The following is a 23,584-nucleotide window of genomic DNA, read 5'->3' as shown; positions in this document are numbered from 1 at the left end:
ACTCAACATTCCCCATGTGATCCTGACGGACCGGGATCCAACCAATGGTAATCATCCATTGGTTCGCAGGCGGCTTATCAATGTCCTTGACGTGATTGAGGGCGGTGTCGATCACGAAAACTTGGATGCGGATGAAGTGATCGAGCTTGCCGAGCAGTACGGATACTTCGTCAACGAGAACACGTTGGAGCCCGAACTATTTGCAGGTGGACTGGCGCAGGACATGCAGGAGGTAATTCGGGAGGAACTGCCGCGATTAAGGAGAGAAACTCTGAATGCCTTGCAGCAGTGGGTGGACGATCCTGATCAGGTTGATGAAGACTGGCTGCTCAGATTGATCGAGAGGATCGGAAAGGGGAGGTTTGCGCAGGCACTTGCACCGTCGGTGTCACAGGACGTTTGTCCGGCTTACATTCGTTCCGCTCTGGAGCATATCCGTGACGCCATCGCGTAGTGTCAGCACAGCCTACTTGGCTCAGGCTGCCGAACTGGCTGGGAATCCGGGTCAGTTGGCAGCCTACAACTCTCAAGGACATTGTGTGGTACTCGCCGGTCCCGGGAGCGGTAAGACCAAGACACTCGTCCTAAAGCTCGCCCGCATCCTAGCCGAAGACGTCGAGGCCCCTCGTGGCGTTGCGTGCATCACTTATAGTCAGGAGTGCGCTCGCGAACTCGCTCGCCGAATTGAAAGCTTGGGACTTCAGCAGGCACCTAATCTTTTCATTGGTACGGTCCATGGGTTCTGTCTGCGTCATCTCTTGATGCCGTATGGACGCCTGGCCGGCCTGCCCATATCTTTCCCACTTTCGGTGGCCACTCAACGAGTCAGTGATCGGTTGTTGAAGCAAACTGGAGATGCGCTTTTCGGCCAGAACCATCCGTACAAAGTTATTGACCTCGGACGGCATCGCCGTTCCGTGCTCAATCGAAATAGCGTCGCTTGGCGTAGCGAGGAGGAACTCGCTGCCTGGGCCGAGACCTACGAGGCCGCTCTGCGCGACGAGGGGCTGATTGACTACGATGACATGGTTGTCTTCGGCCAACGTTTGATCGCCGAGCACGACTGGGTACTACCTCTGGTTCAGGCAAAATTCCCCGTGCTCGCGGTGGATGAGTACCAGGATTTAGGTGTAGCACTGCATCGCATCGTCAAACGCCTTGCCTTCGACGGGGGTGTCCGACTTTTCGCTGTCGGGGATGCGGATCAGTCGATATATGGATTTACGGGGGCTGATGGCGCGTTGCTCATGGAATTGGCGGCTCGCAGAGACATTGAGCCTGTCCAGCTTCAATTAAATTACCGTTCTGGTGCAGGGATCGTGACTGCGTCAGAGATGGCGCTTGGAGAAGCCCGAGGCTATCAAGCGAGCGATCCTGCGCGACAAACGACCATCGAATTTGTCCTGCGCCCGGGTGGTACGGCGGACCAGGCTGCGCACGCCGTCGCGCAGATCATTCCGGCGGCCTTAGCCTCCAAGCCGGGACGAACACTGGGCGATATCGCGATCCTATACAAAGACTATCGCGCAGGCGATATCGTGGCTAAAGCTGTGGCAACCGGCGGTCTCGATTACATCCGTGTGGATACCGCAGCACCTTACCGCAAGGTTGCCCTAACAAGTTGGGTAGAAGATTGTGCGGCGTGGTGCGCGGGTGGCTGGCGTGTTGGACGCCCACAATTGCGTGGACTACTCGACCGCTATCGCGCATTTCATCGGGCGAGCTTGGACGATTCACAGGCCAAGCGCGAAGAGCAAGAGCTAACCGCCTTGCTATGGGAGCTGCGCGCTGACCAGCAACCTGCGCGAGAATTTGTTGCTTCGTTGCGCAACGGTGTAGTGGATCATCTGCTGGCGGCTGAATTGGCGCTCGCTGATCAGAAAGAGCAACTGGATCGCATGACGGCAGCGCTCGCCGAAGGCGGTGCACTGGCTTCGCTAGACATCACTAGTTTGGGCGGTCGGGACGGTTCGCCCGATCACCTGAATCTGCTGACACTGCATTCCGCAAAGGGCTGTGAGTACGACGTCGTCATCATGGTTGGACTCGACCTCGGAAATCTGCCGTGGCGCAATGAAACTCCAGAGAAGTTGCGCGAAAGTCGCCGGCTCTTCTATGTGGGACTCACACGTGCTCGCGACGAGGTCCACATGCTGTATTCGGGCTTCGTTGATGGCCGCTATGGCCCTATGCGCTTTGGGCGCTCGCCATTCCTTGATGAGCTGGAGGCGCGAATGCGTGCCGCTGGCATTTGAGTGTGAACCAGGGAATCTGGAGTGTCGGTGCTGCGTCGGCGCATGTCGAGCAACACCACAGTCGAGCTACATCTTTGCAGCCAAGCGATTGGCTGCAAAACGCTCGCGCGAGAGTCTGGCGGCGTTATTCATCGAGTCTAGGTTATCGATACACCATAGACCGTTGATGCAAAGAAAGCGCTCACTAAGCACTGCTTCAAGTATGTTTGGAAGGGTTGCGTTGAAGAATCCGGCACCCTTGACCGTTGGGGCCGGATCTAGCTCAAGCATCGCGACCGGCAGGTCAGAAAGGCACGGGCCGAAGTGGCCGGCCGAAGGGAACTTGCCCCCAAACTCGGTGCGCAGACGCTCCTTTCCCATGCTCTTGGTGAGTGTGCTATATCGCTCCTGCCGCAGCAACCAAAGAGACTTGACGCCCGCCTCGCGGTACCGCTCTTGGCGTTTACGGTAGTCACGGAGCGACTGATACGATCTTTGGATCTCGACAGCCAACCTAACCCCATTGCGCTCACCCCAGACATCAGCCTGCCAGCGACCTGCATCACCCGAACCCGGCATTTCAACCGAGGCACGGCATCCAAGATCTTCAAGCACGCTGCGCACAAGTATCTTGGCCGCCAGGTGCCATTGGCTTTCTTCGGAAGTACTGCACGCACCTCCTAGATGCGCAAAGAAGGGGTACCCATTAGCACTAACCTTGGGAATCGCTGGAGCGTTGCAGCAAGGCATCAGCAGATCACCGACGCAGTACGCCCGTTGCAACTCTTCCCACTGCGCCTGAGACATATGCAGTGCGTTGGCTGCACCAGTACCATCTGCATATGCTGCTTCGATCACCATAGCCACAGTGCCTCCTTGAATCTCGGTATTGTCTAATCAGTTTAGCCTTCCCCGCGCTGGGAGCGGGGCGGTGATCGAATCCTCCGAGCAGCAATTTCCTAGAAAAATGCCGGCACCCCCGAAAGGATGCCGGCAGACAGCAGATCACGCAGTTACCAATTGCCGGGCCAATGCGACCTCCACGGAATCACCATCCTGGTTCAGGACATCGAGCCCCGATTCGGGTACATCGCCCGAAGTGGACTGCGAGACCATGATCTTCTTGGCCATCAGCTCCAGGCAGGTCATCTGCGAGGAGCCGGCGTAGCCCAGGTACATCACGCGCACGGACAGCTTCTGCCCGATACGCCAAGAGCGGCGTGCCGCCTGCTGGAGCGAATACACGTTGTAGCCCGACTGCATGAACACGATCGTCGGAAACTCCAACAGGTCCAATCCCGTCTTGACAAGCTCCGGATTGGTGATGAGCACGTCGATGCCACGGTCCAACTGCTCGGCGATCCAGTCCTCGCGGCGGCTGGCATCCACGCTTGCGCGCAGTACCGCCACTTTGAAGCCTTCCTGCTCCAGCAATACCTTCAACCGGCTAGTCGTGTCGCGCGTGCCGGTATAGACGGTGTAGGCCAGAACCTTGCGGCCCTGTGCTTTCTCTTCCCTGCAGATGTCGATCAGCTCACGCTCCTTGGGGCTGATCTCGAACTCGTTGAACTGAGCCGGGACAAACGCCAGGGTGTTGCGCGTACGCGGATGCACAACGGTCTCCGACCGGAAGCAGCAATCCGGCCAGGCCAGCAGCACATTGAGGACTACACCGAGCAAGGTAGTATCGCGTCGCGCCAGAGCCTGTTTCAGCTCCGCGGTCAGCCGACCTGCCAGATCGCGGTAGGCCGCGGCTTGCGCCGTGTCCATCGCGACTTCACGAAACTCTTCGTCATACGGCGGCAGGACATTGCCGCCGATGTCTCTGAGCTTGAGGAAGATCGTGAACGGCAGGATGCAGCGCAGCACACCCTTCGGGCCGAAGCCCGGGGCCTTGACCGTTCTGACACTGACTTTCGTGCCTTTCGCGGTCTTGTGCGCCGTCCCGGTGCTCTCGGAATAAATGTCCTTCAGGACACCGTGATCGCGCATGAACGCCATCGCGGCCGAGGTCATGCTGCCGCTCGTGGTCGGGCGATAGCCGTCTTCGATCATCCGCCCGGGAAGGGCTCGGAACAGCAGGTAGAACAGATCGTCGCCGTAGCCGCCCATCAACGTGCCGGTCAGCAGCAAGGTCTTGCGAGCCTTCGCCGCCAGCACGCCCATGGCCTGGCCCTGGGCGCTGCCGCCGTTCTTGTACTCGTGGGCCTCGTCGGCGATGAGCAGGTCGAACGTGCCTTGCGGCAGGTAGCGCTTGATGAACTCGGACGGTTGATAGCCGCCCTCGCCAAAGCCGAACTCCATGTTGGCCATCGCACGTTCCATGCGCGTGGCTTGACGGTCGGAAAACACCAGCTCGCCGTTGCCATCCATGAGGTTGATGAACTCGTGAATGTTGTCGCCGAGCATCGAGGCCAGGAAGCCGTCGCCGAACTTCTGCATCAGCTTCTGCGCGGTGACTTCCCCGATCGTCGGGATGCGCTTCAAGGCTTTGAGCACGGCCGAGGACTGGTCGCTGCCGGACAGGCTGCGCGGGCGGATCAGTGTCCACAGGGGCGCAGCGCAATGGCCGCACTTCCTGCGGGATTCCTCGGCTTCGAGCGCGACCGGGTTGACCGGCTCGCCGTCGAGGTCGGTGATGACCGTGCCGCAGTCCGGGCACGCTGCCACGTCGCCGTGGCGGGTGCGCCGCGTGGTGAAAACGGGCTTCCAGTGGAAGCCCATCCGCATCCTCACGCGGCCCAGGACGAAGAACTCCTGACCCGTGGGCTGGACACCCAACTGCTCACGCAGCTTGATGAGCTTGACGAGCGTATCCGGCCCGTTGAGCACCCACACTTTGGCGCCCGCTACCGTCTCCTGGATCTCGCGCCGCCACTTGTAAACCAGGTGCGGTGGCGAAAGCACCAGAGTGCGGCGGTAGCCTTCGGCGTTGAGCACGACAGCCGTGGCGATGCCGACGGTCGTCTTCCCGCAACCCATCTCGCCGTTGACGATCGCGGCGCGTTCGCCACGGTCGATCAGCAGCTCGGCAGCAGCGTGGACGACTTCGGCCTGGGCCGGGAACAGCTTGCGCTTGAGGCTGGCGACGATGAGTTGCCGGTGCGCCTGCGGTTGCCGGTATAGACCGGCGGATTGGCGCTGTTGAGGGCGTCGAGCAGTTCGTCGCCGAACTCGCCAACGAAATCCTGAAGGCTCAGGGTCAGAGGGTTGGATTCCGCGTCGAGCAGTTCGCCCTGCACGGGTGTGGCTTCAGCGGTAGTGGTGTCGAGATCGAGGGACATGGTGATGCTCCAAAGAAAATGGGGCATGCACCACCCCCAACGGGGCTATGGCATGCCCCGGAGTGGGAAGAGAATCGGCGCGTGGCCGAAGGTTGAAGGTGCGGGCCTGGGTGGCCTGCGAGTGAACCGTGCTCAGTCCTCGGACGGCAACACGATGACGGTGGCGCTGCGCTGCGCGTCGGTAACGATGCGAATGGCCAGCCCTGGGTGGATCACGTAGTGCGACTCCAGCGAAGCACCTGATTGAAGCGCGGTGCTGTTGGCCTGCCATTGCTGGACGTTGACGTCTCCCCAGTCGCCACGGGTGTGGCGCCTGAAGTACGGGATTGGGTCGAGGCGACCCGCGCGGACCAGGCGGTCAACGGCTCTGCTGAAGATAAGCGCCCCGATGGGGAACGCCAGCCTCTGGCAGTAGGTTTCGATGCGATGCGATGCCATGGGCTCCTCCTTGGTTATTGAGCCACGACACCCCTGGCGGAGTGAAGTGGCTCCGTCAGGTGGATGGGATGACGAGGCGGTGCCTTCAGATCAGGTCGCGCTCTTCGGGAAGCTGGACCACCGTGGTCTGGTGGTCTTCGCTGGTCTTCACGATCAACACCAGTTCCGGCGTGATCCGGTACTGGGAGATCATCAGGTTGTCCTGATCGAGTGCGACATCGTTGGCCTGGCGGGTGGCCTCGTCGATCTCGCCCCAGTCGCCGCGCACGTGGCGCTGCACATAGGACAAGGGATCGATGAGACCTCGGCGGGCCAGCCAATGCACCTTCTCGCTCAACTGCAACGAGGCCGGTGCGAACAAGGGTTGCTTGTGCGGCGCGGGCCGCTTGAACGGATTGGGGAACATGGTGTTTCTCCTTCGATGAAGTGCAGCGGGACGTCAGGCGTCCGGGGGATTAGCGGATGGTCAGCACCTCGCCCCGTGTCGGGGAGCCAGGCGTCATGTCCCATGCGCGGATGACGGGAACAAACTTGTCGGTGAGGATGCGGGTCTCGGCGATCGAGCCGTCTTCGCGTTCGGTGAATTCCCGCTGGAGCGTCTTGTCCTTGTGGGTGTCACCTTTGACGACGAGCACGCGCCCGGTCTTGGAGCGCACAACCCCCGAGATCGCACCCGCGGCCAGAGCCAGGGCGAGATGCCAGTGGGACAAGGCACGCGCCGGCGGACGCAGCGACTGCTGCGCGGCCCCCAGGTGCGTGTCCAGCGACGGCCAGAGGCCTTGCAGCCGGCCGACTTCATCGGCGAACTGCTCCGGCTCCATCGTCACGCGGAAGAAATGCTCCGGCTCGGCCGGACTGGCGGGGACGATGTACGGCAGGAACGGCCAATCGCTCGGCAGCTCCTCGGCTTCGACTTCGCCAAGCCCAACCTGCAGCAGCAGATTGCGCACGGCCTTGACGCCATCGGGAGCCTGTTCACGCTGTCGCACCCTTCGGCCGAAGATCACCACCTGCTTGAACTGCGTCTCCACCGCTCGGTAGATGCGCAGGTCCGTGTAGTGGCGTGTCAGCCAGCCGACCAGCTCCGCATCGAGCACGTAGGCGGGGACGATGAAGACCAGCACGCCGCCGTACTGCAACAGCGACAGCGAACGCTGATAGAACAGCTTTTCGAGGCGGGCACGGCCCTGGCCCTGATAGCCGATGTTGCCGTTGACGTCCTTGGACAAGTCGCCATACGGCGGGTTGAGCCAGAGCAGCCCGAACGACTGCTTGGAGACCATCGTGTCCATCAGGTCCGCGTGCAGGCAGTGATCGACCAGGCCGCGGGCATGGCGTGCCCGCTCCGCGTCGAACTCGACCGCGAACGCCTTGGCCTGCTCGCGCCCGAGGGCATGGGCGGCTTCGGCGATCGCCACGCCTTCGCCGGCGCAGGGATCGAGGATGCACATGGGCCCGTCGCTGGGCATCAGTGCGTTGAGGGCTCTTTCGAGCGTGGGTTCGTCAGTCGGGTAGTAACCGTTCTTAGCGAAATTGCGGGCGAGCCGCGGGAACATGAGGGCCATGGAAGTCTCCTGGTTGGCGGGGAGGAAACACGGAAGCACGCCAAGGCGTGCCTCCGTGGGTGGGTCAGGCCGCTACCACTTCCGGCGTCCAGATCTTGGCCGGGTATGGATAGGCGGTGAGCACATCACTGCGGATCAGCGAACCCAGCGCCAAGGTCAGCGCCGGCACGTCGATGGCTAGCCGATGGCCTTCCAGCGGCCCGAGGGCGAACGGAAGGCGGGCCAGCATCTCGCGGCTTTGCAGCAGTTCCAGCACGGTCTCGCGCCAGTGGTCGAGCAGCGGCAATGGGCAGGTGTCCCGCACCAGCATCCACAGGCGGTCGAGCCGGTGGGCGCTGTCGCGCGGCAGCAGTGCCAGTGCGCTGGCGTTGGCCTTGTCGGGCTTGACGCAGCGGCGGTCGAACAGCCACACGTTGGACAGCGAACCGAACAGCGTTCGCCGATAGGCGCGCGTGACGCGCTTTTCCAGGCGATCGACGTTGCCGATGAACACCGGGACGCTGCCGCCCTGGTCGGTGATGATGTGGAACTGGTCCAGTCCCTGCTCGTCGCGCCCGAGGGTCAGGCGAGCCAGGAACTGCTGGACGGCGGTGTCGCGCGCCCAGATGGACAGGAAGATCAGGTTGCCCTGGTCATCGCCGACGCAAGCGTCGGCCATCACGTCCGGGCATTCGTCGATGCGGTACAGCGTGGTGGAAGAAGTGTTTGCGAGCATGGTGGTGTCCTCGGATTAACGGGAACAGCACCGCCCGCTGGGGCAAGTACTGCCCCAGGGGGTGGAAGAAAAACGCTCAGTCCGGCTCGAATTGCCGGGTGTGCGGGTTGAAGTGAAGCGCCTCGTCCACCGCCGTGATCGGCGTGAAGCCGTCCAGGTAGATGTTGTTGAGGTACTGATCGCGGTAGGTCAGTGCCTGCCGTGCCTGTTCCTCGGTGAGGCCGTTGCTGATGAAGTACTCCAGCATCTCCTCGTCGGAGGACACTTCGTCGTTGGACAAACTTCCTTCAACGAGTGCCAGCAGCGAGGGTGAGAGCGCAGCCAGGATCGGGTCCATGTTGGTTCCTCCTGGCTCAGGCCATCAGCGTCGCGGCGGGAGCCGTGACAGCCGTGGGTGTGCGCCGCCGTGCGTGGTAGGCGCGAACGCCTGCACGCCAGTCGGCGGACTGCTCCGGTGCGAGGTCCAGATAGGACAGCGGGCACGAGTAGTAGTACGGGTGCATGGACTCTTCCAACGGCTTGTAGCCCCACTGGTTGCCGCTGCGTTCCAGCAGATCGCAGCGGATGTAGCGCAAGGACTGGCCCGGCGCGAGATCACGATGCACACCTTCGACCTTGGCGGTCAGTTCGACCACTGACCACAGCACGTTGCCGCGCAATGCGTGAGCGATAACCTTCGCGCTGACGCGCTCGGTCTGCTGTGGTGCGATCAGTTCCGCGATCAGTTCAGACCGCGATTGGGGAGAGAAATACCAGCCCATGAGAGGCCTCCTCGAAAAGTTGAGCTGGAGGCCTCCCCGTGGGGAAGAACCCCCAGTGGGTGATGGAATGCCGCAGGTGCAGCGAAGGAAAACCTATGCCTTACCCTTAGTCCCAGTCGTCATCGTCGCGATCACAACCGGCCGGACAGCAGCCGAACTCGATCCCATGCGAGCAATAGCCATGCTCCGCATTCCAGTCCTGGGTTTCCTGCCGTTCGGCCGGTGTTGCGTAGTCCCATTCCTGTGCGATCTTCAGCGCCTGTGCGCGCTGTTCTTCCGGCAATCGACCGAGTTGCGCGTCGATCGCCGAACTGAAGCGTTCGACGTAGTAGTCGTGAGACAGTCCGCAACCCTTGGTGGCTTGTGCGGCTGCCGTCTCGCAGAGAGCCCGCCACGCGGGTTCATCCAGCGCGGAGCGGGGGATATCGCAAGCGATGGTGGACATGATGAAGACCTCCAGAAGATGGCCAGGGCCTCCCCCGCATGGGGAAGGAACCCCGGCGGGTGGATGAAGAACACCGCGCATGCGGCGTCTACGATCACGCAGGTTGCAGTTCGGCCTGGCGGCTCCACTCCTGCGTCTTGAAGTCCAGCGCGTAGCCCAGCTCGCCCAGGCGGGCGATCTGTGCACGCAAAGCGCGGCGGTCGATGGTCGAATCCAGTTTCACGGACTCGCCCAGCGGCCACAGCAGGCCGAAGAGCGCGGGGTCACCGTCTTGGGTGCTGCCGGGGGCAGCAGCCTCAGCAGGTGGCGGCGCATCCACGCCAAAGGGCGTGGTATCGACCATCGGGTCCGCGGACGCCTGCACGGGTGCGGGCTTGGCGGGCCTGGACGCTTTGGTCGGCTTGGCCGGCGTTGTCGCAGGCTGCGCCCCTTGCTCTTCATCGAGCGGATCGACGTCCTGGGTGGCGAAGCTGCGGGCTTCGTCGCGGCTGAGTTTGTCGATGCCGTTGAGCGTCATGCCGTCGAGGCTGGCACGGATCTCGAACCGCATGCCGCCGCCGACCGGATAGGACTTCGGGAAGATGTACCTGATGATGAATTCCCCGTCGTACTTGCCTTCGGGGTACTGCTCCAGCTCCGGGTCTTTGACCTCGAAAGTACCGAGGTGCGTGGCGAGGCGGCCAACCGTGAACGGGCCGTTCTTGCCGCGGATGGTACGCAGCGTGAGCTGGCCGGGGACGACGATGGGCGCAACCGATTTCTCGGAAGCCGATGGGGTTGCCATGATGGTTCTCCTGATGATGAATGACGGGCCGCCGACGGCACCCGGTGGATGAGAGGAAATGGCCTCGCCCGAGGTGGGCGAGGTCCGCGTGGCATCACGCCTTGAGCTGGCGCATGCCTTCGGCCAGCAGCCACAACGCCCGGTTCAGGCGCAGGTTCTGGTCGATGCCTTGCACCGGACGGGTGCGCTGATTGCGGCCGTTGGCCGTGCGTCCGTTCAGGCCCCCTTTGACGAGGTTCTCCTGGACGCGGTTGAAGACGGCCCACAAGTCGTTCTTGCGGTCGTCCCATCGCCGGGGTGCCAGCAGTTGGCTCTCCGTGACAGGCGTGGACTTGGCTGGATCGTCGTACTTGAGTGCGAGCGCGGAGTTTGCAAAGACCTCCGCTTCGCCCTCATCGAGGGTGATGGTGCGCATCGCATCGCGCGCGTTCTGCACGCGCTCGAAGCCTTCGAGGACTCCGTAGGCACCTTCGATCACCTGGCTGGCCACGTCGCCCTTGTGGGGAACGCGGATGTCGGCGGTGGTGTCACCGCAAACCAGGCCGTTGTGGCAGACGAACCGGAACATGCCGGCGAGCATCTGATAGCTGCTCGTGCCGTCGTGGCTGTTGAGCAGGATGATCTCGTTCGCCTCGTCGCCGTTGATCTGGCTCGCATGGCGAAGTCGGATGAGGTGCTTCGTGTACTCGCGCCGGTCTTCGTTGCGCACGCGTGTCTGGCACACCATGAAGGGCTCGAAGCCCTCCTGGCGCAGCTTGGTCAGCACGGTCGAGGTCGGTATGTAGGCATACCGATCGGACCGGCTCCCATGCGGAGCGTCGGCGAAGATCGACGGAACGACGGCACGAATGCGGTCGTCCGAGAGTGGACGATCGGAGCGCAGGATCGGGGATTGCGGAGCAAAACGGGATGCCAGAGACATGGCTGATCTCCTTTGAGAAATGCGGTAACCGCGCGGCGGTGAGACCACGCGGAACTCGGGGGATGAAATGCGCAAGCGCGCGTCATGGGGACGCGGCGGATGCGGGAAGAGAAGCGACAAGGCCCCGTGAGGGGCCATGCCGTATCAGAACGAAGCAGCCAATGCCGGCTCCTGCTCCTCGACTTGCGCCTCGGGCTCGCGCTCGGCGGGCTCGGTGGCCGTGTCGATGGCGTCGTCGGCTTCGGACGCGGATGCGTCTTCGGCCGGCGGCGCCTCGGGTTGCGCCTGGCTCGTCGGATAGACCTGGGTGCCGTCGATCTTGATCAGACCGATGTGGACCAGCGTCGATTCCAGGCTTGCGGCCGGTTCCCCGGCGTGCTCGCCCTTGGTGCGGATGTACGGATCGATCTTCATGTCGTTCAGACGGAAGGCGATCAGCACCTTGCGGTCACCCTCGATGGCCTGAACGCACCGGCGAACCAGATGCTCGGCTTCCGGGGTGGCGACGATGGTGTCGAAGTACCGATACTCCGGTTCATCGACAGGCCCGGCCAGTGCTGCGACGGTGCAAGAGAGGAACGAGTCGCCAGCCTTTGGGGTGACGTCCTTCACACGATTGAGATAGCCGATGCCGCGGGTGATCAGCTCGTGCTGCTCGATCGAAGCCAGTTCGGCCCGGTCGATCAGTTCGGCCTTGAGCAGTCGCGCCTTGAGGGACGCGGCGGCCTGACCCTTCTGCTCACCCTTGTCGCGGATGTACGCATCGCCCCACAGGTCACCGAGGCGAAATCGCACCAGCGGGCGCTGCTTGGGATCGTCAACGCCGATGTAGCGCTGAACGAGCTTCTTGGCCTCGGCACCCGAGACCTTGACGTCGAAGTAGCGGTAGCTGGGGTCCCGGGCGGGGCCGACCAGCGCGGCGATGGTGCAAGCAAGGAAAGGCTGCGCACGGCGGCCGCCCCGGACGGGCACTTCACGGACACGCTGGACGTAGCCGATGCCCGAGGTGTGGAGGTCGAAATACGATTTCTCGTTGGACGTGGTGTTCATGGTGAATCTCCATTGGGATGAAGCGGAGACACACCGGCCCACGCATGCGGGGAAGGTGCGTAACCCCGCGGTGGGTTGATAAGGCGAAAGCATCCGCCACCAGAGGCTGGTGGCCGCTCGCGGATGGATGCGGTGCGAGCTGGCTCGGTCACGCAGTGGGAACTGCGCCGCAACCTCGAAGACCGATGGTTGCCTGGCATGTCGCTGACAACGTCAGCAGGCATGGGGTCAGCATGGCCGGGCCTCGCGCGCGCGGCAGCAATCAATCGGCATCCGGGTGCTTCCCTTTGTCCGCGCCGCCCGGCGCCTGCCACAGGCATTTGGGGCGGCGCAGGTGCTCGGGGTATCGGCGAGGGGGCGGCTGGGACGGCTCCAGGCGCCGCCGCCGCGCGCGCCAATCAGCCGCCAGCCGGCGGCGCGCGGGCTGGCGCCGCCTTCGTCGGGTAAGGTGTAGGTGATCAGGCGGATGTAGCCCAGCGACTTTGCCGCCTGCCAGGCCGCGCCGTATAGCTTGCTGCAGGCGTTGGGTGTGCTGTCGGTGCACAGCCGTGTGACTTCCCGCGTCCAGCCATCGTCCAGGTGCCGCGCGACCGGCCGGCCGACGATGGCCACGCCGCGGATCAGGTCGCTGTCGACCAGCGTGACGGCCAGGGCGAACTTCGCAGCCTGGACCGGACGGTGATGGTGTGCCAGCACGAAGACGTTGGCCGTGCGCAGCGACACCGGCAGCAGGTGCAGCCTCGGCGAGGTCGATGATGTGTTCATGCGGTCGTCTCCGGTGGCATGCCGGCGCTGTGGCCCGCGGGGCGTGCCTTGGCGGCTGGAGACGAACGCGCATGCGCGGCGATGGCCGCGGTGCGAACAAAAGAAAGCCCCCGGTGCGGGGGCTGCGAGGGCTGCGCGGCGGTTGCCGCTTCAGGCGGGAGGCACCACGGCCAAGGACAGGTGCGTGGCGGTGGCGGACAGCACGAGATCGTCCGCCGAGTGCAGGAGGCGCGTGAACAGGCCGTCCTTCGGGTCGAAATACTCCGCAAAATCGTCGCCACCCAGCTCGCGGCCGGCGAGGTGCCACCAGTCATCGAACGGGTCGGTGTCCGGGTTGCAGCCGACGGCGTAGGCGAGCAGTTGCTGGCGTCCATCCGGGCGACGCTCCCCACGCTCGGCGAGGAAGTACACGCCCTGGTCCTTGACCAGGACGATGCGGCACTGATTGGCGATGGCTTCGGTCAGCACGGGGCGCAGGTCGGCGCCTTTGAATCGCAGTGACATGGATGAAATCTCCTGTGTTAAAAAAAAGAGAAAGGCCCTCCACCCGATGGGATGAAGGGCCTGTAGGTCACGCGGCCGGAATGGCTGGAACGCCGTGGCGGGTGCCTCGGGTCAGCCGAGGGGCGTCATGCCGGGACGGCTTGGCGCTTACGGGCCGCCTTCGCGTCGAGGATGCTCACGTCGATCTGGCGCCAGCGCCCGTCGTCGATGAGCCGCTCCAGCACTTCGCCGAGCATGTCGAAATACACCTCGTCGTGCCGATCGACCAGTTCGACCGATTCACCGTTCTGACGGTGCAGTTCCACCACGTAGGTGTCTCCGCCGCGGTCGTAGAGGATCGTCACCCGGCCCTCGAACTTCGCGGTCGAGACCGTGAAGCTGATCGCCGGCGGGGTCTCGATGATCTTGGAGGGCGTGGGATCGACCCAGGTGAAGTCGCGGGCACCGGCATCCACCAGCATGTGGGTGATGCGCCGGAAGCGATCGGGGGCCGGCATCTCTTCCAACTGCTCGATGAGCTGGCCCAACTCCATGCACTGCGGCGTGGGAATGGGCAGCTTGGCCGGCGCCGAGCCGAGGATGTGCCTCGTGATGGTGTACGGCGTGCCGTCCGAAGTCTTCTCGGTGATGACCTCCGGCGTGTCCGCGCGCAGTCCGTCGAAGCGACGACGGGCATAGGGTTGGACATGCACCTTGGCGCCTTCGGCAGGAACCGTGGTCACCAGGCTGGGATCGAGCACCGCGAACTCGGAAGGCTTGAGCTTGACGACGATGGCATCGTCGGTCGCAGCGACCACCTTGCCGTCGAAGGGTTGGGGGTCGATGGCAAAGCCCAGCGTTGAGGACAGCGGCTGATCATCGAACACGCGGTACTTGAACGATCGCACGTTACGGGGCACATGGCCTGCGACCAGCGAAGGCATCATGGATTTGATGAGGGAACGGTCCATGGGGAAACTCCTTGAGAAATAACAAGGGATTCCCCGCCCGCAAGGGAGAGGTCCCTTGTGGGTGGCGTGGATGGACGCGGTAGGTCCGTAGGAAGAAACGACCAGCACGGTTTCCCGTGCTTGCAGCCTCGAAGGTCTCGACTGCCTGGGCATGTGTCGGCAGCGCCGACGGACATGGGGTAAGCATGGCCCCGGGGTGGTCGGCCTGCCCGCAGGAAACGGCACCGCAACATGCCCGCATTCCTGTGCTGCGTACAAGAAAAAGCCCCTCGAAAGGGGCCGGAGGGGTCAGGCTTGGTACACGAAGTAGTGCTCGCGCTGACGCGGAAAGAACACGTGCTTCCACGTGTCCCCGCTTGTGTTGCCACCGTCGAAGATGACCATTTCGTAGTCGTCCACGTCGGTGTCCATCAGGTCGGCGCTGGCGATATGGCGCATGTGCAGCATGCCGCTCATGCGCTCGACTACCAGGATCTGGCCGATGGCATCGTCCTGGCTCATGGCATTGAAGCAGGCTCCAAGCTGGTGCTCGAAGTCCGATACGGGCGAGATGAGATCGGGGAACATGGGATCGCTCCTATGAAAGTGAACCGGCCCGGCTCCCTGGCGGGAGACGGGCCGGCATGCGGTGAGGAAAAGGTAGGCTGGGGATGTGTCTGGCAGTTATTCGCCGGCCAACGGCAGGCCCGGCAACACGGGTGCGTCGGCATCGAGAATGAGGATGCGCACATCGGCCTGGCCGGCCAGTGCAAGGATCTGTGCCAGGTCGTCCGGCATGCCCTTGCTGCAGTGCTCCTGCCGAAGCTGCTCGGCGGAGATCTCCTCGACGTCCTGCAGGTGCTGGCCCGTCCAGGGCGTGGAAATCAGCTTGACGCCGATCGCCGGGCTGTAGGGAACCCGGAACGCAATGAACAAAAAGGCTTCCGGCGTCGCGAGGTCAGCCAGGTTGGCCAGGTACTGGCCGGTTTCGTGGCTGATGTGCGCGCTGCTGATTTCCCAGCACCGGCTGTAGTAGCCGGTCTCGAAGCTCAACCGCTGCACGACTTCCCGTGCGGCCTCGGCCGAATAAGTGTCGCCAATGTGGACGGGGAGGCCGTCGAAGTCGTCGCCGTGGATCGCGTACACCACGGCACCCACCACGCCGTAGGCGCCTTCACCGGCATCGCGTTCGGCCAGCACCTCGGCACTCACGGAGTCTGGGCCATTGCTGACTACGGCGAAATCGCTGGTGACGATGCAGGATGCTGAAACCAGCTCCTCATCGGAGAGGTGTTCTTGGCTCTGGTGGATGTTTCGCCAGACATGCGGGCTTCCGTCCTCGTGGCTGATGGACAGCGTGCGGACGATTTTCAGATTCCAGTAGCCGCGTAGAAAGGGATTGGGATTCTGGGACATGGGATTTCTCCAACAGAATAATGATGGAGCCAATCCCCGCCACCGGGAATTGACCCCGGTGGGTGGAAAGAAAGGAAACAGCGTCAGGTGACGCTGATCGTTGGCGTTTGGGCCAATCGCTCGGCGACGCGTCGGCGCAAATTCATGCGGAATGGCTCGTCGCTGACGCCCGCCAGCAGATTGATGGTCTCCAGCGCAATCAGGGCCGAGGCCTCTTCGATGTCGGCGGCCACAATGGCCTTGCGCAGTTGGTCGCCGAGCTGGAGGGCCTGCGAGGAGGAACTGATGACGCGGACCTCGCGGCTCAGGTAGCAGCCGTTGCCGCCGAACTCGAACAGCCGCGGCTTGCTGCAATACCAGCATCCCTCGAACTGGATGGCGGTCAGGTGGTGGCCGTCATCGAATCGGGTGGCGATCAGAAACAATGCGTCGAGATCGGCGGTGTCCTCGAACGAATGACGCTCGATCAAGTTCCCCAGCTCTTCGTCCTCATCGGCACCGAAGTGCACGGCGAGCAGTTCGAGCAGCGGCGGGATCGAAAGCCCTTCGTCGTCCGGCATCGGAATGCCGAGTTGCGTGGCCAGGTCTTCCAGGCCATCGAGCACGTCCGGCCATTGCGGATTGGTGGTCTCGGCGATCTGGGCGATGTAGGCCTGCCCGTTGCCGGGATGGCTCTCGTCCAGCGCGAAGGCGCCGAACAGCGCCTGGATGACGGGCGTCACACGGTCGAGCACGAGAACGCCGGTGGCTTCGTAGTAATTGTTGGCCATGAAGGCTCCTTTCGATGAATGAACGGAGCCAGCCCTTGCGGACGATGGCATCCGCAGGGGAACCGCCTGATGCCGGATGGCACTGGGCGGGGAGAAACGCGAGGGACATGGCCTCGGGCGAGGCGCATGTCCCTCATGGGGTCGCGTGAACGCAGTGATGAAGGTGTGCCGGGGACCGGCTCACCAACCGCTGTAGTTCAGCAGGAGGTCGGCGATCACCTGGCGACGAGGCAGATCGAGGCCGTCGAAGTCCGACAACCCGTTGAAGTGGCAGCGCTTGAGCATGGCACCGCCCTCGCGCGCGTTGTAGAAGCTGACCATCGCGGACAGGAACATGCGTTCCCCGCTGCTCAGGACGCCGAGGGCGTCGTTGAGGCGCAGCATGTCGGGGCGCAGATCCCACTTGCTCTTGGCCTGGTTCAGACCTTCACGGGTGCCATCGCCAAACCATTGCGGGCCGGCGATCTCGACACCACGCTTCCATGCCTCGAAAAAGGCTTGGGGCGCGGCGCTGAAATGCCGTTCTTCCCGAACGATCTGATCGACGACTTCCTGCGGCAGTAGCTGGTTCATGACGTGATTCCTCCAGTTGGATCAGGGAACGGCGAGCTGGGACCAGCCGCCTCTTTCGAGGGCACGTTGAGCCGCGGCATGGCTGCGGAAGTACTCACGAGATTCCCGCGAAACGGGACCTTCGGTATCGCGCGTGCCGATGTAGTGGCCGGCGGCGCTGTGCAGGACTTCGAGCGGCAGGAACTTGCCGCAGTAGGTCAAGGCCAATTGACCGAATCGGCCGAAAGAGGCTTGCTGGGACATGGATGGGCTCCTTGGAAAAGCGGGGCCCTGTCCCTCACGGGATGGCAGCTCCCGCACGCGGTTGAAAAAAAGCATCAGCGTCTTGGCGACGCGCGTCCGCGCAATGGATGCGATGCGGACTGGTGGGTTGCGCGGGGAGAACCCCGCGGCAGCCTGAAACCCTGGCTGCTGGCATGTGCTGACGAATCAGCGAGCATGCGGGCAGCTTCGTGGGGGGGGGCGCGCCACGTCAGTTGGAAATCGGCATCTGGTCCAGCCCCGATTGATGTACGCAGAGACAAAGAAAAGCCCCGCAGCAAGTGCTAGCCGTTCCGTTAAGGGGTTGCTAAGACCCTGCTGATTGTTACAGAATGGGCTCCAGTCTTGGACTGGAGCCCTTTTTTGTCTGAGGAAAAATCTCCTTCAGGGTCTGGGAGGCTGAAGAAGTGGCCGTGGCGGTATCCGCCGACGGCCGCCGGCATCCAGGTCAACCATTGCAAGAACCCCTGCTGCCTGAACTTTGGGGTGGCGCCGCTGCATGACCGGAAGCGAGGTCGCCCGGCCGACGGCGCGCTGGAACCGTCCCCCGGGGACTACATCGCGACTGGCATTGGGAAAGGTGCGCCAGGCCTCAAATGCCTGCTTTGCGGGGAAATCTTCCCCATGCAAAGCAACCTCGCAATCGCCGAGGAATTGCTGAGAATCAGCGCCTATCTGGAGCCGCGCCTTCCCTGGTGCACGAATGAGGATTGCACCGCCTCAACAGGGCACAGCACAAAGCCTCCGACGCGATTCGGAGTCAACCGCCATGGCACGCCCCGGTACAAATGCGCGAACTGCGGCAAGACCTTCACTTTCGGCGGCAAATCGACCAAGCGTCAGCGCGAAACCCATGTCAACCGTGACGTGTTTCGGCACCTAGTCAATACCGTTCCCATCCGTCGAATCATCAAGTTGCTCGGGATATCGACTTCCGTCCTCTACGACCGCATCGATTTCATCTACGAGCAGTGCCGACTATTTGCGGGGGAACGTGAGCGCACCCTGATTGACAAAACGGACCTGGGTCGGCGCCGAATCTCGATTGACCGTCAAAAGCTGATGGTGAACTGGTCCTCGAAAAAGCAGCGACGCAATACGACGATTCTTTCAATCGCGAGCGCTGACCAAGATACCGGCTACATCTACGGTGCGCATTTGAACTTCGATGAATCGATGGACGATGCGGAGGTCAGCGAAGACATGGTGCGATTCGGTGACCATCAATTGGCTGAGCCCTTCCGGAGATATGCCCGTGTTTGGTTGGAGCGGGATTACGAGCGGGCCGCCAAGCGAGCTGAAGGCCGACGAAAGACCAAGAAGGAAGCGGCCGACCTGGTCGAGCCATCGCTTGAGCAGCGCCTGGTAAGCGAGGTTGCGGCGCGCTACGACGACGTCGTCGAGCGGGACGTCATCGATGACGGGGATGAGCCCTCCCTCAATTCGCGCACACCGGCCAAAGGCATGCTGCTGCATGAGCAATCAGTAATGCACGCGCACGTCCAATTCGTTAGCCGATTGCTTCAGCGTGCGACAAAGATTCGCTTCTATCTGGACCAAGAGCCTGGATTGAGAGCGGCCTTTATGGCGGCGCACGTGGACCGCGTGCTCAATCGGACCGCTGATGCTTTCTACGTCAAGGTGACGAAGGACGGAACAGTCGACCAAAAGCGAGGGCTGGTCGGGAAAAGCATCAAGGCATTCCGCCGAATGTGCGAAATGCATCCGGACCTCACCGAAGAGGAAGTAGAGCTGCTGATGATTCGCGCCGAAATGGAACGCGTACGTGAACTCGGCAAGTGGAATGACAGGTGGCTGGTGCACCCGATTAGTGACATGCGTGAGCCCATCAAGATGATTTGCTGGCTCACGGACATTGAAAAGCCCTCAGAAGACAGAGTCGAACGAGAGACACAACTTCAACGCGCTGCGAAGCTGTATCGTCGAGCTTCGTTGAACGAAATAGACCGATTCTTCATGCAGCTGCGTCGTGCATTGACAATGGCGGAACGTGGCGTTGTCAGTGCATCTGCTGACCGGCGCCTTTGGTTTGGCAAGAACGCCTACAACCCCAGCGTTCTTGCGAAGCTGGTGGAGATATTCCGAACCTACTTCAATTACTGCGAGGTTGGCGAAGACAAGCGAACTCCCGCCATGCGAATGGGCCTTGCCCGAGGCCCCGTGGCCGAGGAAGACATCCTCTACTTCGTGCCCGGCGAACCGCCTCGGCAGCGGGCGCCGGCAGCTCGTCGAGCCCCAGAAGAAAGCCCCTCACAGCACGAGGCTGGAGGGGCAATCAATGAGGTCCCGGCGGGCGCTTAGCAACTCCTTAACGGAACGGCTAGCAGCAAGTGCGGGGCGGTCATGACGGTGCGGTGAGGCTGGATCAGCGGGGCTTGTCGCCCAGGACATGCTGCTTCCAGATGGCGAATGCCTCGTCCGCTGGCAGCTCGGCCAGGATGACGATGGGCTGGTCCTGTCGGCTGCGCAGCTTTGCGAAATACGCTGCGCGGTCGGCAATGGCCTTGAGCTTGATGCCCTTGAGGAACAGCAGCCTGCCGTCCTTGATGAACAGCACCTTGTTGCCGATGTCGCGGTTGAACGCGGTGCGCAGCTTGCGCTCCGCGTGCATGGCATCGGCCAATTGGTCCACTAGGAAGTCGAGCGTCATGTCGATGAGAAGCGGCTCGTCGTCTTCGCGTTCGACGTCGAGCGATGCCGGCGGCAGGCTCTTGGCGAATTCCTCGGCCTGGGCCAGCAGCGCGGCCTGGCCTTGCAACGCGCGCACGAACGTCGAGCCGCCGTGTCCGTCGTTGCGGGCTTCGGCGATGGGCCTGCCGTCGAACATGACGGTGGCGGTGAAGCACAGCGTTTCCTCGCTCGCGAAATCCGCGACCTTGAGGTTCTTGAGGGTGATGCGGTCTTGTCGGGTGATGGTGTCCATGGGAAGTCCTGATATCGACCGGGTTGACGACACGCCCCTGACGGGACGCGGCATACATCCCGTGGGTTGGAGGAAGGTGGCATCGATGCCCGGTGGGCAGCGTTCGCCGGAGAGATGCCGGGGCGAACTGGCGGGTGGCGTGGGCGGAACCCACGGCAGTCTGGACACCCTGGCTGCTGGCTGTTGCCGATGCGTCGGCAATGCAGGAGGGAGGATCGCGCGACCCGCCGGCCGCGTCTTGCATCAATCCGAAGCGATCGATCCCGTCTTGTGCAGGTACTGCACCAGCCGGCGTCCCCAGCCACGCGACGCACAGCACGGCCATGGAATTGCCGATCGCCTTGCAGTTCGGTGCATCGGCGGTGCGTAGTGAGGCGGATTGCAATGTTGGCGGTCATGTGGGTCTCCCGTTCGTGTGGCGCAGGGCCATCGCCCTGGCCGGGGCGTTGAAAGGCAGGAGAAAGGCGCCGAAGGCCCCAGGGGCCTTCGGCTCGGGAGGAAAGAAGAACCACCCGTGGGCTGATTGGCAGGCCCGGTCGTCGCTAGAACCGTCTGCTCATCCAGCAATCACACCCGGCCCATGTCGTGGCTGGGGCCGGCATCGTCTGGCGCACATCCGCGCACAAAGGGAGCCCGTTTTTGCGCCGGCGGGCACCGGCACCGAATACCGCTGACCGCGAAGGGTCTCCGGATGGCTCGCACAGGCAAGCCATCGGGGGACCCTTCGCAGCGGCGGAAGGAATGCAGACGAGGAGAACGCGCGGGGTGCGGTTCGCGGAGAAGCCACCTTCAGGTCCCGCGGCCGGGGCCGGCCGGACGGGACGCGCACACGGAGCAAGAAGGCGTTGCGCGCTGGGGCGTCCCGCAGGGCATGCGGGACACGGGCCACGCCGCCGATGGCGGGCATGGCTCACGGGGAACGGGGGCGGTCAGGCGCCTTTGCGGCCACCGCCACTGGTACGGCGTGGACGCGAGGCACCACGCCTGGACGTGCCGGTTGCCACCGGCAGCGTGCCTTTGCAGTCGGGGTAGCGACTGCACGACCAGAACGGGCCGCTCTTGCCGGTTCGCTGGCGCGTGGGTGCGCCGCACTGCGGACAAGCCGGTCCTTGGGGAACCTTGATGGACAGGGACGTGCTGCCGTATTGCGCGATCAACTGCGAAATCCAGGCGGCCTGCTTGCCGATGAACACATCCAGGGTGAGTTGTCCGCCCTCGATCATGTCCAGCGCCTGTTCCCAGACGGCGGTGGTGCCGGGGTCGGCAATCGCCGCGGGCACGGCGTCGATCAGCGTGAACGCCGCATCCGATGCGCGGATGGAGCGCCCCTTCTTCACGATATAGCCGCGGGCGATCAGCCCGCTGATGATGTTGGCCCGCGTCGCCTCGGTGCCGATGCCCGTCGTGTCCTTGAGCTTCTGCTTCAGGCGCGGGTCGGTCACGAAACGCGCAACGCCCTTCATCGCCTTGACCAGTTCGCCCTGGGTATAGGGCTTGGGCGGCATCGTCTTGAGGGCCTTGATGTCGGCCCCGGCGACCTGGCATGCCATCCCGTCACGCAGCGCAGGCAGCACCTGGGTGCGCACGGGGGCGTCGCCATCCTCATCGGCGCTGCCTTCACGTTCGGACTCGGCCAGCACCAGGCGCCAGCCGCGGGCGACGACCTGCTTGCCCGTAGCCACCAGCTTCTGCTGGCCGCAGGAGAGATCCGCCACGGTGCGGTCGAACTCGTGGTGCGGGAGGAACTGGGCCAGGTAATGTGCCCGGATCAGCCGGTACAACGCCCGTTCCTTCTCGCTCATGGCGGAGAGGTTCGCGGGTTCGAGCGTCGGGATGATGCCGTGGTGCGCCGTGACCTTGCCATCGTTCCAGGCGCGAGAGCGCTGCGAGCGGTCGAGCTGGCCCATGATCGGGCGCAGCGAGGGATCGGTCTTGAGCAAGCTGTCCAGGACAGTCGGCACTTCCGCGAACATGCTTTCGGGCAGGTAGCCCGAGTCGGAGCGTGGGTACGTCGTAGCCTTGTGCGTCTCGTACAGGGCCTGGGCGATCTCCAGGGCTTCTTGCACGTCCAGCCCAAGCTGCTTGGAACAAACCTCCTGCAAGGTGCCCAGGTCGAACAGCAGTGGTGGGCCTTCGCGCACGCGCTCGGTCTCGACCGACAGCACCTGCGCGGCACCCGCAGCGCGGATCTGCTGCGCGGCCTGCTGGGCGATGGGCTGCTGCAGGCAGCGGCCGGCATCGTCGGTGCAGCCATCGGGCGGAACCCATTGCGCGCTGAAAGGCTGGCCGCTCGCGGACAGGGACACGTCGATGGCCCAGAACGGCACCGACTTGAAGGCCGTGATCTCGCGGTCGCGGTCCACGACGAGCTTCAGGGTCGGCGTCTGGACGCGGCCGACGGACAGCACGCCGTCGTAGCCGGCCTGACGCCCGAGCACCGTGAACAACCGGCTGAGGTTCATACCCACGAGCCAGTCGGCGCGCGAGCGCGCCAGCGCCGAGTAGTACATCGGCAGCGTGTCGGCCGACGGCCGCAGCTTGCCGAGCGCGGTGCGGATCGACGCATCGTTAAGCGCCGACAGCCATAACCGCTCGACGGGGCCGCGGTAGCCGCACAGGTCGATGATTTCGCGGGCGATCAACTCGCCCTCGCGGTCGGCATCGGTGGCGATGACCAGATGGGTCGCCTTCGCCAGAAGCGCCTTGACGACCTTGAATTGCGTGGCGGTCTTCGGTTTGACCTCGACCCGCCACTGCTGGGGAATGATGGGCAACTGCTCCAGTGACCAGCGTTTGAGCGCCGCGTCATAGACCTCGGGGGCTGCCGCTTCTACGAGATGGCCGATGCACCAGGTGACGGTGACGCCGGAGCCGCTGAAACAGCCTTCACCGCGCTGTGTCGCGCCGAGAATCCGGCCAATGTCTTTGCCCTGGGAGGGCTTCTCGCACAAGAACAGCCGCATGTCCGTCCATCCGATTTCCGTGGTTCATTGAGTTGCTGGAATCGAGGATGCCGAGCACCACCAGGGGCAGCAGCAAACAAGCCGCATGCGGTGGCGACCACTTTCACGGGATGGGATGGCGGGGACGGGAGTGGCGTTTGGCCGGGGATGTGCGGGCCGGGAGCCGCGATTTTCGGGAGCGCGTGGAAGCCGGTGGACGTTGATGGAGCTATCCCCTGGGGATAGCTCGCAAGGGCATGGGGCGACGGACGACCGCCGCCG

At 63.3% G+C, this 23,584-nt stretch carries 24 protein-coding genes and 1 pseudogene; 3 read left to right on the top strand and 22 right to left on the bottom strand.

Going from position 1 to position 23,584, the window contains the following annotated elements; all coding sequences use genetic code 11:
- Window positions 1-16: 16 nt before the first annotated feature.
- Both V8Z74_RS09480 and V8Z74_RS09475 read left to right on the top strand, forming a co-directional pair.
- Window positions 17-454 (top strand): hypothetical protein, encoded by a 438-nt coding sequence (locus tag V8Z74_RS09480; RefSeq protein WP_349709017.1) that lies wholly within the window; start codon window positions 17-19, stop codon window positions 452-454.
- Complete coding sequence (locus tag V8Z74_RS09475) at window positions 438-2,255, top strand: ATP-dependent helicase (RefSeq protein ID WP_023656982.1); 1,818 nt, start codon at window positions 438-440, stop codon at window positions 2,253-2,255. Before V8Z74_RS09480 ends, V8Z74_RS09475 begins: the two co-directional genes overlap by 17 nt.
- Before the next feature lie 66 nt (window positions 2,256-2,321).
- On the opposite strand, the gene V8Z74_RS09470 is transcribed toward V8Z74_RS09475, so the two are convergent.
- From V8Z74_RS09470 to V8Z74_RS09375, 20 genes and pseudogenes are all read right to left on the bottom strand, one after another.
- Complete coding sequence (locus V8Z74_RS09470; RefSeq protein ID WP_003050307.1) at window positions 2,322-3,095, bottom strand: competence protein CoiA; 774 nt, start codon at window positions 3,093-3,095, stop codon at window positions 2,322-2,324.
- A 144-nt stretch (window positions 3,096-3,239) separates the two neighbouring features.
- A pseudogene (locus V8Z74_RS09465) lies at window positions 3,240-5,518 on the bottom strand (helicase-related protein).
- Between the two features lie 132 nt (window positions 5,519-5,650).
- Window positions 5,651-5,956 (bottom strand): hypothetical protein, encoded by a 306-nt coding sequence (locus V8Z74_RS09460; RefSeq protein WP_003050312.1) that lies wholly within the window; start codon window positions 5,954-5,956, stop codon window positions 5,651-5,653.
- A gap of 85 nt (window positions 5,957-6,041) precedes the next feature.
- Complete coding sequence (locus V8Z74_RS09455; protein WP_003050315.1) at window positions 6,042-6,362, bottom strand: hypothetical protein; 321 nt, start codon at window positions 6,360-6,362, stop codon at window positions 6,042-6,044.
- A gap of 49 nt (window positions 6,363-6,411) precedes the next feature.
- Window positions 6,412-7,560, bottom strand: coding sequence for a DUF6094 domain-containing protein (locus V8Z74_RS09450; RefSeq protein WP_219641870.1), 1,149 nt, complete (start codon window positions 7,558-7,560; stop codon window positions 6,412-6,414).
- A 25-nt stretch (window positions 7,561-7,585) separates the two neighbouring features.
- Window positions 7,586-8,236 (bottom strand): hypothetical protein, encoded by a 651-nt coding sequence (locus V8Z74_RS09445; protein WP_003050322.1) that lies wholly within the window; start codon window positions 8,234-8,236, stop codon window positions 7,586-7,588.
- A gap of 76 nt (window positions 8,237-8,312) precedes the next feature.
- On the bottom strand, window positions 8,313-8,573 hold the full coding sequence (locus V8Z74_RS09440; RefSeq protein WP_003050326.1) for a hypothetical protein: 261 nt from the start codon (window positions 8,571-8,573) through the stop codon (window positions 8,313-8,315).
- A 16-nt stretch (window positions 8,574-8,589) separates the two neighbouring features.
- Entirely contained in the window at window positions 8,590-8,997 is a 408-nt protein-coding gene (locus V8Z74_RS09435) for a hypothetical protein (RefSeq protein WP_003050329.1), read from the bottom strand.
- 106 nt (window positions 8,998-9,103) lie between these two features.
- On the bottom strand, window positions 9,104-9,442 hold the full coding sequence (locus V8Z74_RS09430) for a hypothetical protein (RefSeq protein WP_003050341.1): 339 nt from the start codon (window positions 9,440-9,442) through the stop codon (window positions 9,104-9,106).
- A 94-nt stretch (window positions 9,443-9,536) separates the two neighbouring features.
- On the bottom strand, window positions 9,537-10,226 hold the full coding sequence (locus V8Z74_RS09425) for a DUF3275 family protein (RefSeq protein WP_003050344.1): 690 nt from the start codon (window positions 10,224-10,226) through the stop codon (window positions 9,537-9,539).
- Window positions 10,227-10,320: 94 nt separating this feature from the next.
- Window positions 10,321-11,148: a DUF932 domain-containing protein gene (locus tag V8Z74_RS09420; RefSeq protein ID WP_003050347.1), complete on the bottom strand. Its 828-nt coding sequence runs from the start codon at window positions 11,146-11,148 to the stop codon at window positions 10,321-10,323.
- 144 nt (window positions 11,149-11,292) lie between these two features.
- On the bottom strand, window positions 11,293-12,198 hold the full coding sequence (locus V8Z74_RS09415) for a DUF3577 domain-containing protein (RefSeq protein ID WP_003050351.1): 906 nt from the start codon (window positions 12,196-12,198) through the stop codon (window positions 11,293-11,295).
- Window positions 12,199-12,426: 228 nt separating this feature from the next.
- Window positions 12,427-12,963, bottom strand: coding sequence for an XF1762 family protein (locus tag V8Z74_RS09410; RefSeq protein ID WP_003050355.1), 537 nt, complete (start codon window positions 12,961-12,963; stop codon window positions 12,427-12,429).
- Window positions 12,964-13,113: 150 nt separating this feature from the next.
- Complete coding sequence (locus V8Z74_RS09405) at window positions 13,114-13,467, bottom strand: DUF3085 domain-containing protein (protein WP_003050357.1); 354 nt, start codon at window positions 13,465-13,467, stop codon at window positions 13,114-13,116.
- A gap of 125 nt (window positions 13,468-13,592) precedes the next feature.
- The gene (locus V8Z74_RS09400; protein WP_003050359.1) at window positions 13,593-14,417 is read right to left on the bottom strand and encodes a hypothetical protein; all 825 of its coding nucleotides are present in this window, start codon (window positions 14,415-14,417) and stop codon (window positions 13,593-13,595) included.
- Between the two features lie 288 nt (window positions 14,418-14,705).
- Entirely contained in the window at window positions 14,706-14,984 is a 279-nt protein-coding gene (locus tag V8Z74_RS09395) for a hypothetical protein (protein ID WP_003050361.1), read from the bottom strand.
- Window positions 14,985-15,080: 96 nt separating this feature from the next.
- On the bottom strand, window positions 15,081-15,812 hold the full coding sequence (locus V8Z74_RS09390) for a DUF5983 family protein (RefSeq protein WP_003050363.1): 732 nt from the start codon (window positions 15,810-15,812) through the stop codon (window positions 15,081-15,083).
- Window positions 15,813-15,895: 83 nt separating this feature from the next.
- The gene (locus V8Z74_RS09385; RefSeq protein ID WP_003050366.1) at window positions 15,896-16,582 is read right to left on the bottom strand and encodes a hypothetical protein; all 687 of its coding nucleotides are present in this window, start codon (window positions 16,580-16,582) and stop codon (window positions 15,896-15,898) included.
- Between the two features lie 180 nt (window positions 16,583-16,762).
- Window positions 16,763-17,155: a hypothetical protein gene (locus V8Z74_RS09380; RefSeq protein WP_003050375.1), complete on the bottom strand. Its 393-nt coding sequence runs from the start codon at window positions 17,153-17,155 to the stop codon at window positions 16,763-16,765.
- 21 nt (window positions 17,156-17,176) lie between these two features.
- Window positions 17,177-17,398 carry a hypothetical protein gene (locus V8Z74_RS09375; protein ID WP_003050378.1) on the bottom strand — a complete coding sequence of 74 codons (222 nt, stop codon included), beginning with the start codon at window positions 17,396-17,398 and terminating at the stop codon, window positions 17,177-17,179.
- 381 nt (window positions 17,399-17,779) lie between these two features.
- Between V8Z74_RS09375 and V8Z74_RS09370 the strand changes: the two genes are divergently transcribed.
- Window positions 17,780-19,738: a hypothetical protein gene (locus tag V8Z74_RS09370; RefSeq protein ID WP_157020115.1), complete on the top strand. Its 1,959-nt coding sequence runs from the start codon at window positions 17,780-17,782 to the stop codon at window positions 19,736-19,738.
- 64 nt (window positions 19,739-19,802) lie between these two features.
- Here V8Z74_RS09370 and V8Z74_RS09365 read toward each other — a convergent pair whose 3' ends face one another.
- Entirely contained in the window at window positions 19,803-20,360 is a 558-nt protein-coding gene (locus tag V8Z74_RS09365) for a hypothetical protein (protein ID WP_003050381.1), read from the bottom strand.
- Window positions 20,361-21,289: 929 nt separating this feature from the next.
- Window positions 21,290-23,323 (bottom strand): DNA topoisomerase III, encoded by a 2,034-nt coding sequence (locus V8Z74_RS09360; RefSeq protein WP_349709016.1) that lies wholly within the window; start codon window positions 23,321-23,323, stop codon window positions 21,290-21,292.
- Between the last annotated feature and the right edge of the window lie 261 nt (window positions 23,324-23,584).

Source organism: Comamonas sp. w2-DMI (genome assembly GCF_040187735.1).
GTDB classification, from domain to species: Bacteria; Pseudomonadota; Gammaproteobacteria; order Burkholderiales; family Burkholderiaceae_C; genus Comamonas; species Comamonas terrae.
The sequence above is the reverse complement of the archived record's forward strand: the minus strand, read 5'-3'. Positions and strand labels throughout refer to the sequence as shown.